We start from the raw sequence: 13,390 nt of genomic DNA, 5'->3' as shown, positions 1-13,390 counted from the left end.
CACTGACACCATGATCACCACCCAGCCCAACCCGCAGCCCGCAAGCGCCACTGACGAGTACAGCATCCTCGACAACATCGTTGCCCAGACATTGCTGAGTGCCGACGACGAAGCGTACGGCATTGCCAAGCGTGGCGTGTCGGCGTTCATCGAGGAACTGCTCAAGCCGCAGAACAGCGCAGAACCGGTGAAGAAACGCCTGGTCGACCGGATGATTGCCGAGATCGACACCAAACTCAGCCAGCAAATGGACGAAATTCTCCATCACCCGGATTTCCAGGCGCTGGAGTCTGCCTGGAAGGGCTTGCAGCTGCTGGTCGACCGTACCAACTTCCGAGAGAACATCAAGATCGAACTGCTGAATGTCTCGCGGCAGGATCTGTTGGATGATTTTGAGGACTCGCCGGAAATTACCCAGTCCGGGCTTTACAAGCATATTTACAGCGCCGAATACGGCCAGTTCGGTGGTCAGCCGGTCGGCGCGATCATCGCCAACTATTTCCTGTCACCCAGTGCACCGGACGTGAGGCTGATGCAATACGCATCCAGCGTCGCCTGTATGGCTCACGCACCTTTTATTGCCGCTGCCGGGCCGGCCTTCTTTGGGTTGGAAAGCTTCACTGGTTTGCCTGATCTCAAGGACCTCAGGGACCATTTCGAAGGCCCCCAGTTTGCCAAATGGCAAAGTTTTCGCCAGAGCGAAGACGCGCGCTATATCGGCCTTACGGTGCCGCGCTTCCTGCTGCGAACGCCCTACGACCCGCTTGAATGCCCGGTTAAAACCTTTGCCTACCGGGAAACCGTGGTCAACAGCTACGAGCACTATCTATGGGGCAATACCGCGTATGCCTTTGCTACGCGCCTGACCGACAGCTTCGCGCGCTTTCGCTGGTGTCCGAACATCATCGGCCCGCAAAGCGGCGGGGCAGTGGAGGACTTGCCGCTGCATCACTTTCAGAGCATGGGCGAGATTGAAACCAAGATCCCGACCGAAGTGCTGGTTTCTGACCGGCGTGAATACGAGCTGGCACAAGAAGGCTTTATTGCCCTGACCATGCGCAAGGGCAGTGACAATGCGGCGTTCTTTTCCGCCAGTTCCGTGCAAAAACCCAAGTCTTTTGGCATCAGTGAAGAGGGCAAGGCGGCCGAGTTGAATTACCGACTTGGCACCCAGCTGCCCTACATGATGGTGGTCAATCGTCTGGCTCACTACCTCAAGGTTTTGCAGCGCGAGCAGCTGGGTTCGTGGAAAGAACGCACGGACCTGGAGTTGGAACTCAACAAGTGGATTCGCCAGTACGTGGCCGATCAGGAGAACCCCAGTGCAGAGGTGCGTGGACGCCGCCCATTGCGCGCAGCTCGCATTGTCGTCAGCGATGTCGACGGAGAACCAGGCTGGTATCGGGTTAACTTGAGCGTGCGCCCGCACTTCAAGTACATGGGCGCAGATTTCACGTTGTCGCTGGTCGGCAAGCTCGATAAAGAATGAGCCGAAGCCAGGGGAGGCCCCACCACAATAGCCTTTTCGAACGCCTTGAATGCGATGCGCCAACCCCGGCGTGCAGCGTGGCATCTGTTGCTGCACATTTGGGAAAAATGCTGAGCACCCGCGCAGGCAGTGTCCAGACGCTGCCTGACTACGGCTTGCCTGACCTCAATGATATGCGGCTCAGCCTGCATGAATCCTTGAGCCAGTCGCGCGTACTGATCGAACGTTTCATCCGGGCGTACGAGCCGCGGTTGGCGAATGTGCGCGTCAGGGTTCTGCCACGGGTGAGTGAACCCTTGACCCTGGCTTTTTCGATCGAAGCAGCGCTGCTGGTGGAGGGTGTCATGCAGCCGGTTGTGTTTCATGCGCGGCTGGCGGATGCCGGTCGCGTCGAGGTAAGTGCTGATGGGCTTTAACCGCTATTTCCAAAGTGAGCTGAGCGCCTTGCGCCAACTTGGGCGGCAGTTCTCTGAGCGTAACCCTGCGTTGGCACCGTTTCTTGCGCAGACCGGCCAGGACCCGGATGTAGAGCGGCTGCTGGAGGGTTTTGCGTTCCTCACGGGGCGCCTGCGCCAGAAGCTGGATGACGAGTTGCCAGAGCTGACGCATTCCTTGATGCACTTGCTATGGCCGAACTACATGCGGCCAATGCCTGCGTTCAGCATCCTGCAATTTGACCCCTTGAAACGTGCCGGCCCCAGTGTGCGAGTGGCGCGCGATACCGCCGTGGAAAGCGCCGCAGTCCAGGGCGAGCGCTGTCGCTTTCGGACCTGCTACGCCACCGACGTCATGCCACTGCAACTCAGCGGCCTGGAGTACACGTGCCAGGGCGAAACCGCACGGTTGGACCTGCGCTTGAACATGAGTGCCGAAGGCAATTTCACTGAGCTGGCATTTGATTCCTTGCGCCTGCACCTGGCGGGGGACCGCTACATCAGCCAAGGCCTCTACCTTAGTTTGTTGCGCCACCTTGACGGCATCGATTTACGCTTGCTGGATCACGCAGGCTTGCCGGTCAACCGCGCCGACGGGCACCCGGTTTACTCGCCGGGCGCTATCACCTGGAGCGCGAGCTGGGCAGGGGCGGCATGGGCGTGGTTTATCGCGCCCGAGACCTGTTGCACGAGCAGTTTGGCGAGCCCAGTTCCAGCGTCGCCCTCAAACTGCTGGGCGAAGCCTTTGCTGCGTGCCCTGACGCTCATGTGCTGCTGTACAGCGAGTTCGCGACGACCCGCAGCCTGCGTCATGCGTGCGTGGTCCGGGCATTTTCGTTCGAGGTCGACAGCGGCAACCGTACGGCGTTCTTCACCATGGAGTTGCTGCACGGCGTCACCCTGGACCGATTGCTGCTGGAATGTCCGGGGGGCTTGTCGTGGCCAGAGCTGCAGCCGATGGTCTTGCAGTTGCTGGATGCGCTGGTTTATACCCATCAGCGAAATGTGCTGCATGGCGATGTGAAACCCGCCAACGTCATGCTGAGCGAGGAGGGCATTCGCCTGTTCGATTTTGGCCTGGGCCTTGCTCAGGCGCAGGTGGCGGCAGGTTTGCCGAGTTTGAGCCGCAACCGTTTTAACGCGTGGACCCGCGCTTACGCCGCCCCGGAACTGCTGGCGGGCGGTGCGTTGACCGCCGCCGCCGACCTGTATGGCGTGGCGTGCATTGTTTACGAATTGGCCCAAGGCAAGCGCCTTGGCGAACAGCAACCCAGGCAAACACTGGCGCGCCCTCGGCAACTGCCCAGGCAGTGCAGGCCGGCGTTACGCGCAGCCTTGGCGGTTGACCCTGAGCGCCGAACCCTCACCGTTGCCGAATTGCGCGACGCGCTGGGATGTGCGCGACGTGCCTGGTACCTGTAGCAAAAACCTTATCCCGCCAAACCATGCAACTGACAGTATTCAGCCCAGCTCAACCCCGCCATCTGCGCGACTTCCTTGTGCACCTCAAGGCGCTGGGCTTCGAAGGCTTCGGTGGAGTCGGCGGTCAACTTGAGGGTCAGTTCCCAGGCGAACAGGTTCTGGCGTTCCGCTTCGGCTTCAAAGGCTTCGTGCAGGCGTTCGGCGCGGTACTGCGCCAGGGTTTCGCCCTTGGCCTGCGCGGCCAGGGGGTTGAGGGTGTCCAGCTGCGTGACCAGGTCCGGATGTTCGCTCAGGAATCGGTCCAGCGCGCGCTGGTGGTTATCACCGGGTTCTGACAAGGGCTTGCTCCCGTTTGGGTGAGTTAATTAAAGGGGGCCATGCCCCGAACGAGCCACAGGTTAGCGGAATAATTACCCGCAGGTGCGGCAAAAGCCTTTCGCGCAGGCTATCAGGGCGTGTAGCGTTAACGCGGGTTTTCGGGCTTGCCTATCGAGGGCGCAGAGGGATTGGTCATGGCGCAAACGCTGTTCAAACTGTTCCTGACGCAGCGTCTGGCGGCCTTGGCCAGCACCGAATCGTTGCGCGCGATCCGTGAAGGCTTGTTGTGGATTTTGCCGTGCCTGCTGGTGTCGGCCGGCTTCCTGATCTTGTCTGAATGCGCCAAGGTGCTGGGGTTCGATCCGCAGGTGGTGGCCTTTCTGTCCGGGTTGCACAACCAGATCAGCTCGGTGATCCCGCTGCTGGTGGCGGCCTCGATTGGTTACATGCTGGCGATCCAGCACCGCCTGCCCCAATTGCCGGTCGCCTTCCTGTGCCTGGCCCATGTGATGGTCGCCACGTTTGTCTTGCGTGAGTACCCACGGGCGTCGGCCACGTTCATGTTGTTTATCGCGATTGCCTCGCCGCTGCTCAATGTGCCGGCGATGGCCTGGCTGCACCGCTTTCGCTGGACCCGGCTGGTCAACGCGGACCTGGTGGGCCATAACCTGCGCGGCACCATCAATATGGTGGTGCCGGGCGCCATCACGGCGCTGTGCCTGGTGGTGCTGTTGTCGTTGCTGTTGCAGATTCCCTATGTGGCGCAACTGCAGGGGCCGCAGGTGCTCGACGCGTTGCAATCGCCGTATGGCAGCGGTTTGTTTGTGAGCTTGATGAATTCGCTGCTGTGGTTTTTCGGTATTCATGGCGTGTATGCCATGCAGCCGTTGTTCGATGTGCTGGACCAGGCCGTGGTGCTGAACGCCAGCGCATCCGCTGCGGGTGAACCGGTCAAGTACCTGCTCAACAGCGGTTTGCTCGGCAGTTTCGCGTTTATCGGTGGCTCGGGCGGCGCGTTGTGCCTGTTGTTGGCGATCCTGCTGTTTTCCAAAAGCCAGCCCATGCGTTTGCTGGCGGTGGCCAGTTTGCCGCTGTCGCTGTTCAACGTCAGTGAGGTGCTGTTGTTCGGCTTGCCGATTATTCTCAACCCGCGCTTGTTCATTCCGTTTCTACTGGTGCCGGCCGTCAACACGCTGCTGGCGCTGACGGTGGTGCAAGTGGGGTGGGTGTCACCGGCGGTGGCCAGTGTGCCGTTTACCGCGCCGGTACTGCTCAACGCCTACCTCAGCACCCATGGCGACGTGGCGGCGGTGGTGCTGCAACTGGCGTTGCTGGGCCTCGGCACGTTGGTGTATGCGCCGTATGTGCGCGCGATTCATCGGCAGGCCAGCGAAGGCGGCACGGTGTACCTCAAGTCGTTGGACATGACCTTTCGCGGCCTCGAAGAGAAAGGCCGCCTGCTGGAACTGGACCCGGTGCTGGCCTCGCACAAGCGCGTGGCCCGCCAGGCCGTGGAGTTAAGCCGTATCCAGCAGATCAGCGATTACGAGTTCTACCTCGAATTCCAGCCACAAATCTCCACGCGCACCGGCCTGTGCACCGGTTGCGAAGCGCTGATGCGTGCACGGGACAACCAGGGCACGGTGCATTCGCCCTGGGAGTTCCTGCAGTGGCTGGCCCAGGCGCGGTTGATGCCGGACGTGGATGTGTGGGTGGCGTCCCAGGCGGTGCGCCAGTACCAGATGTGGCGCAAGAGCGGCTTTGCCTTGCCGATGACCATCAATATTTCCAGCGCCACCCTCACCGATGCGGCCTACGGTGATCGGTTGGTGGAAATGCTCGCCCAGGCCCATGGCCAAGTGTCGGTGGAAATCACCGAGGACGCCTTGGTCAGTGATATCCAGGCCACGCGCCAGACCATCCACAAACTGCAGGCCATCGGCGCCAAAGTGTATATCGATGACTTCGGCACCGGTTTTTCCGCCTTGAGCTACCTGCACCAGTTTCCGGTGGACTTCATCAAGATCGACCGCAGCTTTGTGGTGGCCCAGCGCGACCCCAAGGGTGCGCAGGTGCTGACCGGCATGCTGCGCTTTTGTGAGGCGCTGAACCTGGGCGTGGTGGTCGAGGGCGTCGAGACCGCCGAGCAGTTGGCGTTCTTGAATACCGGCACTGAGCTGTTCATTCAGGGCTGGTATTTCAGCAAGGCGCTGCCCGCCGACCAGTTGCAACGCTTTGTGCGCGAACGCGCGGCGGCCCAGGTTTAAACCGGCTGCGCGGCGTATTCGCGCTGGGTCTGCTCGATTTCCTCCACCAGCGTTTCGATCCGCGCCAGGCGCGCGCGGTTGTCGTGGTCCCAGGGGTGAAAGCCCGGTTTGAAGTAGTGATGCCACGGCCGCACCATGCGTGGGAACACGCCCTTGGGCCCATACAGAAACTTGAGCATGCGCCAGAAGCCCTTCAGGTGCCCGCCGGCCTTGCGGTCGGCGATCAGCAGGCGCACGTGAAAATCAAACACCACCAGCCAGAAGAACAGGGTGGTGGTCAGCATGGTGCCGGTGCGCAGCAGATAGCGCCCAGGCCCGGGCTTGATCACGCGGTTCCACACATCGTAGGCCACGGCTTTGTGCTCGGTTTCTTCGAGGGCGTGCCAGTACCACATTTGCTGGTAGCCCTTGAGTGAATCGCCAAAGCGCGTGGGGTCGCTGAGCAGGATTTCCGCGAGCATCGCCGTGTAGTGTTCAAGGGCGATGGTCACTGCCAGGTTGAACGACGGCGGCAGGTGTTTTTTCTGCAGGTCGAGGATGAATTTGAGGCGCCGGTCCAGGGTGTGCGCCGGCAGGCCGGCCGCTTGCAAGTGATCGTTGTAGGCCACGTGTTCGCGGCTGTGCATGGCTTCCTGACCGATAAAACCCTGGATCTCTTTTTTCAGTTCGGGATCGTCGATGCGCTGGCGGTAGTGGCGCACGCTGTCCATGAAAAACAGCTCGCCTTGAGGAAACAGCAGTGACAATGCATTGAAGAAATGCGTGATGAACGGGCCTTGTTCATGCCAGTCCTTGATGCGCTCGGCAGGCAAGGCAAAGCGGATGTCGCGACGGATGGGCAGCATTTCAGGTGCTCCTGTTCAGAGACGAGGTTCGTCGTTGGTTTCAAACACCGGCGCGCGGGGTTTGGGCGCCATGCGCTTGCTGGCGAACACCACCAGGGCTTGATACGCGGCGGGCAGGCAGCGAGCGAGCAGGTCGAGGAAGTACGCGTCGCGGCCAATCAGCACGCGGCGTTTGTTCTTGCGCACGCCGTGCAGGATGACCTTGGCGGCCTGGTCGGCATCGGTGATAAACAGCTTTTCGAAGTCGGCACGGGCCTGTTGCTCGCTGTGGATCAAAAAACCGGTCATGTTCGCGTCGATGCGGCTGCTGCGGCAGATATCGGTGCGAATACCGCCAGGGTGTACGCAGGTGGCCGACACGCCGCAGCGTTGCAGGTCGAGTTCCTGGCGCAGGGCTTCGGTAAAGCCGCGCACGGCAAACTTGGTTGCGTTGTAGCCGCTCATGCCGGGCTGGGCGAACAGGCCGAACACGCTGGAGGTGTTGACCACATGGCCATCGCCGGAGGCTTTCAGATACGGCAGGAATGCCTTGGTGCCATGCACCACGCCCCAGAAGTTGATGCCGACGATCCACTCAAGGTCGGCGTAGTCCACACCTTCAACGGTGCTCGACAACGCCACGCCGGCATTGTTGAAGATCAGGTTGACCTGGCCGTGGTCGGCCATGCAGCGCGCCGCCCAGTCCTGCATGGCTTGGCGGTCGGACACATCGAGCGCCTGGGTGGTGATCGTCACCGGGGTCAGCGTCGAGGCCTTGATCAGCGCCACGGTCTGTTCCAGCCCTTGGCTGTTCTTGTCTGCCAGCGCCAGGTGGCAACCTTCGCGCGCAAGGGCCAGGGCCAGGGCACGCCCCATGCCGGACGCCGCGCCAGTGATTGCCGCTACGCGGCCGTTGAATGATTTCATGACAGGCTGCCTTCTACGCTGGAGTGGGGCGCCGCAACCGGGCGCGGGGTGGGCGTGGGCAACGGCTCGGTGAGGTAGTCCTTGAGCGCGAAATGCCGCGTGACCTGCTTGAAGCGCCAGGTCGAGCCGGGCCACAACGTGGTGTTCTTGCCGGTGCGCGGGTCCAGATACCAGCTCTGGCAACCGCCGGTGTTCCAGATGGTGCGCTTGAGCTGGTCCTGCAGTCGGCTGTTGTAGGCCAGCTCGACCGCCGGTTTGACGTCGACCGTGGCGAGGCGCTGGCGCTGCATTTGCTTCAGCGCATCGAGGATGTAGGTGACTTGGGCCTCGATCATCAGAATCATCGAGTTGTGCCCAAGGCCGGTGTTCGGCCCGACGATCAAAAACAGGTTCGGATAGCCCGGCACGGTGGTGCCTTTGTAGGCGTGGGCACCGTCGCGCCAGGCGTCCATCAGGTCGATGCCGTCGCGACCGATGATGCAATCGCGCGGCAGCGGGTCGGTGGCCTGGAAGCCGGTGCCAAAGATCAGGCAGTCGGCCGGGTGCTTGATGCCGTCGGCGGTGATCACGCCATCGGCTTCGATGCGCAGCACGCTGTCGGTGACCACCTCGACATTGCTGCGCGACAGCGCCGGGTAGTAGTCGTTGGAGATCAGCACGCGCTTGCAGCCGATGGTGTAGTCCGGCGTCAGGGTTTTGCGCAGGGAAGGGCGCGCCACTTGTTTGCGCAGGTGGCGCAGGGCAATTTTCTGCACCATCTTCATCAGCCGAGGATGCAGGGCAAAGCCCACCACGCGGCCTTCCAGCGCCCAATAAAACGCCCCGCGCACCAGGCGCTGGGTGAAGGGCAGGTGCTTGAAGGCCCAACGTTCGAGGCGGGAAATTTCGCGGTCGGGCTTGGGCATGATCCACGGCGGCGTGCGTTGGAACAGGTCCAGGTGCGCCACCTGCGGGGCGATCTGCGGCACGAACTGGATGGCGCTGGCGCCGGTGCCGATCACCGCCACGCGTTTGCCCTTCAATGAATAGTCGTGGTCCCAGTGCTGGGAGTGAAAGCGCTTGCCCTTGAAACTGTCCAGCCCTGGAATATCCGGCAGCGCCGGGCGCGACAAGCCGCCCATGCCCGACACCAGCACCCGCGCGCTGACCTGGCGGCCATCGCTGAAGCGCAGTTGCCAGCGCTGCTGCTGTTCATCGAACACCGCACGTTCAAGGCCCATGCCGAAGCGCAAGTAGGGCGCCAGCCCGAAACGTTGCGCGCACTGTTCAAGATAGGCGCGGATCTCCGCCTGCGGTGCGAACTGCCGCGTCCAGTCCGGGTTGGGCGCAAACGAAAACGAGTACACATGCGACTGCACATCGCAGGCGCAGCCTGGGTAGTGGTTGTCACGCCAGGTGCCGCCGAGGGTGTCGGCCTGCTCGGCGATAAAGAAGTCGGTGAACCCGGCTTCCTTGAGTTTGATCGCCATGCACAGGCCGGCAAAACCTGAGCCGATGATGGCGATGTCGATGGAATCGCTGTGGGCATTCATGGGTTGTCCCTCGTGGGCATCGATGTGCTCCTGTTTTTGTTTTGTCTTTTAGATAGAACACCATTGCAAAGGAAAAATGAATTAATTATTTTAAAAAAGATTTTAAATAATCTACCTGAAAATTTCGCCTACGCTAGGACCTTGTTCCGCATGTGCGATTTGTCCGACGGACGCGCACCGTATGCATGCAGTTTAGGTCCAGGGTGTGGACGATGGCTGAGGCCTTGATCAATACCGGTCAGGTCGCCAGCGGCAGGGAAGCAGAGGACCGAGCTATGGCTGTTGAATGGGTTGTCGCTGCGGGAGTACTGGTCGGCGCGAGTGCCGTGTTATGGGGCTTCAGTGCCTGGATGACACGGCGAATAGAAGCCCGCGTGCCGATCAACGGGCGTTTCGTCGAGGTTGATGGCGAGCGCTTTCATTATGTCGAGGAAGGTAAAGGCCCACCGCTGGTCATGATTCACGGGCTGATGGGCAGCAGTCGTAACCTGACGTATGCCTTGTCCGGCCAATTGCGTGAGCGCTTTCGCGTGATCACGCTGGACCGTCCGGGTTCCGGCTATTCCACCCGGCAGGCGGGTACGGCGGCAGACTTGCCGGCCCAGGCCCGCCAAATCGCGGCGTTTATCAAGACGCTGGACCTGGATAAACCCTTGGTGCTGGGCCATTCCCTCGGCGGCGCGATAGCGCTGGCCCTGGCGCTTGATCACCCGCAGGCGGTGTCCGGGTTGATCCTGGTGGCGCCGCTGACCCATCCGCAGCGCATGCTGCCGGCGGTGTTTCTGTCTTTGGCCGTGCGCCCGGCCCTGTTGCGCCGCTGGATGGCACACACCCTGACCATGCCCGTGGGCCTGCTGACCCGCAGCGCGGTGGTGAAAGGCGTGTTCGCTCCGGATGCCGCGCCAGATGACTTCGCCACGCGCGGTGGCGGGCTGCTGGGTATGCGCCCGCACAACTTCTATGCCGCCTCCACCGAGATCAACACGGTCAACGATCACTTGCCGGACATGGTCAAGCGCTACCCGCAACTGACCCTGCCGATCGGGCTGATCTATGGTGCGCGCGACAAGGTGCTGGACTTCCAGAAGCACGGCCAGGCCCTGGCGAGCAAGGTGCCGGGGCTCAAGCTGCAGGTGGTGGAGGGCCGTGGGCATATGTTGCCGATCACCGCCACAGAGCGTGTGGTGGCGGTGGTGGAGCAGGTGGCCAAGCGCGTGCGCCCAGCCGAAAGCGCCACGCTGTTGCACCCGCCGTTTGCCCTGGCGAGTAAATAACTGTGCTATCCGATTCGCGGTTCAACGGCGTCGATGCCTGCTTTAGACACCTGACCAAATGGCTGAAAAAGAGACTGCCCGGTCACGTCAAAAAGCCTTCGAGAAACTAGTTGACGACCTAACGATTCCGCGCTATTTATTTAAAAAAATTATTTCAATGTCTAATTTGAAACAATTTTTGAAGAGCTTAAGAGCGAATAAAATAATGAAAAAAACGCCTTTTATCGCCTCTCTAATCTGTCTCGTTCGGAGGCTGCCATGAATCAGACATTGGCAACCCCGACCGTCTGGACCGACGGCAAACGTCACCTGTGGTGGCTGGGCATCATGCCTTTGGCTACCCCGTTGCTTTCCGGCGCCCTGGCCATCACCACCGGTGTGCAGCAACTGTGGTGGGTCGGCGTACTGATCATCTTCGGCTTTATCCCGTTGATCGACGGCCTGCTCGGTGAAGACGTCAGTAACCCGCCCGAATCCGCCGTCAGCAACCTCGAATCGCAACGCTACTATCGCTGGATCGTCTACACCGGCGTGGTGTTTGTGATCGCCTCGGTGGTGATTACCGGCTGGCTGGCCGCTGGCGGTATCGACTGGATCATCAACGGCGGCCTGCTCAACGCCACCGCAAGCCTCGACCCGTCGAGCTGGCTGGCCAAGACCGCTGCGTTTATTACCGCACGCACCGAGTTGCACGGCGAGGTCAGCTGGTTTACTTACCTGGGCATGGCGATGTCCACCGGCGCCGCCACCGGTATCGCCATCAACACGGCTCACGAACTGGGGCACAAGCCCAAGCCGCTGGAAGTGTTCCTGGCCAAAGTCACCCTGGCGCCGACCTTCTACGGGCACTTTTACACCGAACACAACCGTGGCCATCACGTACGCGTGGCAACCCCGGAAGATCCGGCCAGCTCGCGTCTGGGTGAAAGTTTCTGGGCGTTCCTGCCGCGCTCGGTGTGGTTCAGCGCCACGTCGGCCTGGAACCTGGAGCGTGAACGCCTGCGCAAACTCGGCCTGCCGGCGTTGCACTGGAAGAACGCCGTGCTCAGCGCCTGGATGTACAGCGTGGTGTTGTGGGGCGCGATGATTGCCTGGCTGGGCGCGGCGGTGATTCCGTTCCTGATCATCCAGGGCATCTACGGGTTCTCGTTGCTGGAAGTGGTGAACTATGTCGAGCACTACGGCTTGAAACGCCAGAAGTTGCCCAATGGCCGTTATGAACGTTGTTCGCCACGGCACTCGTGGAACAGCAACCGTATTGTCACCAATATCTTTCTGTTCCAACTGCAACGGCATTCCGACCACCATGCCAACCCCACGCGCAGTTATCAGTCGTTGCGCCACTTTGATGAATCGCCGCAACTTCCTTACGGTTACGCGAGCATGATTGTCTGGGCCTATGTACCGTACTTGTGGCGCCGGCGCATGGACCATCGGGTACTTAATCATTACGCCGGGGATATCACCCTGACCAATCTTCAACCGTCACAACGCTTGAAGTACCTGGAGAAATACAGCAACAGTGCCAGGCCGTTTTAATCTGAATTAACAGCAGTGGGCGTACTCGCGATCGGAGTATTGCGCAGGGTTTTATCGCCCACGGTTTACCGAACTGAGTACCGCAAAGTTTGACCCTACAACAATAAATTCAAGGGAAGGACGTACATTATGCAAAGCCCTGCCTCGTTCACCGCTCACGTTATTTTGGCCGCCCTGGGCCTGATTATTTACCACCAGGCCCAGGCCGCCCGCATCGAACCTGCCGGCAGCGCCTTTACTGCCCAGGGGCCGATCAGCTTTTCCAAGGGCGCACTGATCAGCGCCGACTGCACCATCAAGGTTGCGGGTAAAGTCGCCGCCGATGGTGCGTCGGTGAATGTCGATAAAGTTGAATTTGACGGCGGGCTTAAATGCAGCCGCGTCGAAGCCATCAACTTGCCGTGGGTGTTAGTTGCCAAAGATACCAAGAGCGGGTCCATGTCAAAGATCAGTGTGGACGTGCATGCGTTCGGTTTAGGCGGCAAGTGCGGCCCTTCAACCGCCGACGGCACCTGGGATAACGCCACCGGCAAGTTGGAAGCCGCGAATGTGCCGATTGGCGAGGACTGCAAGATTAAAGCGGTGTCGATCAAGATGCCGCCGAGCTTCAAAGTTGTGGAATAAAAAGTTATCGAATAAAGAGTGCGGTAATTGAATTGAGATTTGGCTGGAAAGGGAAGTTCTGCAGTTTCACCGTGACCTCTCGATCATGGCCATTACCCCTGGCGAAATGAATCGCCATAACATGTGAGGAAAAACAATGAAAAGCTTGAAAACTCTCGTGTCGTTGACTGCTCTGACTGTTTGCATGGGTGCTGCTTCGATGGCCACTGCGGCCACCATTTCTCCAGCGGGCACTGGCTTCACCACGCCAGGCGGCACGATTGCAGTGTCGTCACCGGCGTCGTTCGGTGCGGCGGTTTCTTGCAGCATCGTGTTTACCGGTAGCGTAGCGGGCGACGGTTCCTCCGCCTCCATCACTGGCGCGTCGGTCAGTGGTTCCAACCCACTGTGTGGTGTGCCGGTGCTGCTCGGTCTGCCTTGGACCTTGACCCCAACCTCTACCTCAACCGGGGCTGGCGTGTACGCAGGCACTGTGTCGGGCGTGAACTTCAAGATCGTCAGCAACTGCTCCAGCAGCCCGACCACCATCAACGTGCTCTACAACAACAACACCCACGCAATCACCGTGCCTTCGGCGCAAACCGTCGGCAGCTGCAAAATTACTGCTCTGAACGCCGCTCCATCCCCATCGCTGACTGTAAACCCTTGATAGCAATGCGCTTGACGTGATGATCACACGTTGAAATGCAGGTGCCCCGGTTGGGGCACCTGTTGAGGAAAGCCAGGGACGGTAGGTCCGG

General features: G+C 60.5%; 12 protein-coding genes and 1 pseudogene. 9 read left to right on the top strand and 4 right to left on the bottom strand.

Annotated features, from left to right (window positions below; translation table 11 throughout):
- The first annotated feature begins 10 nt into the window (after window positions 1-10).
- The 4 genes and pseudogenes from tssC to PspR76_RS17225 all read left to right on the top strand — a co-directional run bounded on the left by tssC (window position 11) and on the right by PspR76_RS17225 (window position 3,345).
- Entirely contained in the window at window positions 11-1,489 is a 1,479-nt protein-coding gene (tssC, locus tag PspR76_RS17240) for a type VI secretion system contractile sheath large subunit (protein ID WP_159957163.1), read from the top strand.
- Window positions 1,486-1,905, top strand: coding sequence for a type VI secretion system baseplate subunit TssE (gene tssE / locus PspR76_RS17235; RefSeq protein ID WP_159957161.1), 420 nt, complete (start codon window positions 1,486-1,488; stop codon window positions 1,903-1,905). The genes tssC and tssE overlap by 4 nt, the downstream gene beginning before the upstream one ends.
- Window positions 1,895-2,530, top strand: a pseudogene (locus PspR76_RS17230) (type VI secretion system baseplate subunit TssF); the annotation flags it as partial. The gene tssE and the pseudogene PspR76_RS17230, both read left to right, overlap by 11 nt.
- A gap of 20 nt (window positions 2,531-2,550) precedes the next feature.
- Window positions 2,551-3,345, top strand: coding sequence for a serine/threonine-protein kinase (locus PspR76_RS17225; protein WP_257792563.1), 795 nt, complete (start codon window positions 2,551-2,553; stop codon window positions 3,343-3,345).
- A gap of 8 nt (window positions 3,346-3,353) precedes the next feature.
- On the opposite strand, the gene PspR76_RS17220 is transcribed toward PspR76_RS17225, so the two are convergent.
- On the bottom strand, window positions 3,354-3,683 hold the full coding sequence (locus PspR76_RS17220) for a DUF6388 family protein (protein ID WP_159957157.1): 330 nt from the start codon (window positions 3,681-3,683) through the stop codon (window positions 3,354-3,356).
- A gap of 174 nt (window positions 3,684-3,857) precedes the next feature.
- On the opposite strand from PspR76_RS17220, the gene PspR76_RS17215 reads away from it, so the two are divergent.
- Window positions 3,858-5,930, top strand: a complete 2,073-nt coding sequence (locus PspR76_RS17215) for a PTS sugar transporter subunit IIC/EAL domain-containing protein (protein ID WP_159957155.1) — start codon at window positions 3,858-3,860, stop codon at window positions 5,928-5,930.
- Here the strand turns inward: PspR76_RS17215 and PspR76_RS17210 are convergent.
- The 3 genes from PspR76_RS17210 to PspR76_RS17200 are packed head-to-tail and all read right to left on the bottom strand — an operon-like array spanning window position 5,927 to window position 9,213.
- Window positions 5,927-6,775, bottom strand: a complete 849-nt coding sequence (locus tag PspR76_RS17210) for a metal-dependent hydrolase (RefSeq protein ID WP_159957153.1) — start codon at window positions 6,773-6,775, stop codon at window positions 5,927-5,929. The genes PspR76_RS17215 and PspR76_RS17210 overlap by 4 nt on opposite strands.
- Before the next feature lie 15 nt (window positions 6,776-6,790).
- Complete coding sequence (locus PspR76_RS17205; protein WP_159957151.1) at window positions 6,791-7,681, bottom strand: SDR family NAD(P)-dependent oxidoreductase; 891 nt, start codon at window positions 7,679-7,681, stop codon at window positions 6,791-6,793.
- Window positions 7,678-9,213 carry a flavin-containing monooxygenase gene (locus PspR76_RS17200; protein WP_159957149.1) on the bottom strand — a complete coding sequence of 512 codons (1,536 nt, stop codon included), beginning with the start codon at window positions 9,211-9,213 and terminating at the stop codon, window positions 7,678-7,680. Before PspR76_RS17200 ends, PspR76_RS17205 begins: the two co-directional genes overlap by 4 nt.
- A gap of 275 nt (window positions 9,214-9,488) precedes the next feature.
- On the opposite strand from PspR76_RS17200, the gene PspR76_RS17195 reads away from it, so the two are divergent.
- The 4 genes from PspR76_RS17195 (at window position 9,489) to praB (ending at window position 13,299) form a co-directional block, all read left to right on the top strand.
- Window positions 9,489-10,487 carry an alpha/beta fold hydrolase gene (locus PspR76_RS17195; protein WP_159957147.1) on the top strand — a complete coding sequence of 333 codons (999 nt, stop codon included), beginning with the start codon at window positions 9,489-9,491 and terminating at the stop codon, window positions 10,485-10,487.
- 258 nt (window positions 10,488-10,745) lie between these two features.
- Window positions 10,746-12,026 carry an alkane 1-monooxygenase gene (locus tag PspR76_RS17190; protein WP_159957145.1) on the top strand — a complete coding sequence of 427 codons (1,281 nt, stop codon included), beginning with the start codon at window positions 10,746-10,748 and terminating at the stop codon, window positions 12,024-12,026.
- A gap of 129 nt (window positions 12,027-12,155) precedes the next feature.
- The gene (praA, locus tag PspR76_RS17185; protein WP_159957143.1) at window positions 12,156-12,650 is read left to right on the top strand and encodes an alkane oxidation protein activator PraA; all 495 of its coding nucleotides are present in this window, start codon (window positions 12,156-12,158) and stop codon (window positions 12,648-12,650) included.
- Window positions 12,651-12,786: 136 nt separating this feature from the next.
- The gene (gene praB, locus PspR76_RS17180) at window positions 12,787-13,299 is read left to right on the top strand and encodes an alkane oxidation protein activator PraB (RefSeq protein WP_159957141.1); all 513 of its coding nucleotides are present in this window, start codon (window positions 12,787-12,789) and stop codon (window positions 13,297-13,299) included.
- Window positions 13,300-13,390 lie beyond the last annotated feature (91 nt).

The sequence above is a fragment of the Pseudomonas sp. R76 genome, from assembly GCF_009834565.1.
Taxonomy (GTDB): Bacteria; Pseudomonadota; Gammaproteobacteria; order Pseudomonadales; family Pseudomonadaceae; genus Aquipseudomonas.
Note: the sequence above shows the minus strand (reverse complement) of the source record. Positions and strands in the feature narration are given on the sequence as shown.

What these genes read in the sequence shown, in the direction of transcription:
- PspR76_RS17195 (WP_159957147.1), top strand. Translation starts at nt 9,489, where the DNA reads ATGGCTGTTGAATGGGTTGTCGCTGCGGGAGTACTGGTCGGCGCGAGT.
- PspR76_RS17190 (WP_159957145.1), top strand. Translation starts at nt 10,746, where the DNA reads ATGAATCAGACATTGGCAACCCCGACCGTCTGGACCGACGGCAAACGT.
- tssE (WP_159957161.1), top strand. Translation starts at nt 1,486, where the DNA reads ATGAGCCGAAGCCAGGGGAGGCCCCACCACAATAGCCTTTTCGAACGC.
- PspR76_RS17200 (WP_159957149.1), bottom strand. Translation starts at nt 9,213, where the DNA reads ATGAATGCCCACAGCGATTCCATCGACATCGCCATCATCGGCTCAGGT.
- PspR76_RS17215 (WP_159957155.1), top strand. Translation starts at nt 3,858, where the DNA reads ATGGCGCAAACGCTGTTCAAACTGTTCCTGACGCAGCGTCTGGCGGCC.
- praB (WP_159957141.1), top strand. Translation starts at nt 12,787, where the DNA reads ATGAAAAGCTTGAAAACTCTCGTGTCGTTGACTGCTCTGACTGTTTGC.
- PspR76_RS17205 (WP_159957151.1), bottom strand. Translation starts at nt 7,681, where the DNA reads ATGAAATCATTCAACGGCCGCGTAGCGGCAATCACTGGCGCGGCGTCC.
- PspR76_RS17210 (WP_159957153.1), bottom strand. Translation starts at nt 6,775, where the DNA reads ATGCTGCCCATCCGTCGCGACATCCGCTTTGCCTTGCCTGCCGAGCGC.
- tssC (WP_159957163.1), top strand. Translation starts at nt 11, where the DNA reads ATGATCACCACCCAGCCCAACCCGCAGCCCGCAAGCGCCACTGACGAG.
- praA (WP_159957143.1), top strand. Translation starts at nt 12,156, where the DNA reads ATGCAAAGCCCTGCCTCGTTCACCGCTCACGTTATTTTGGCCGCCCTG.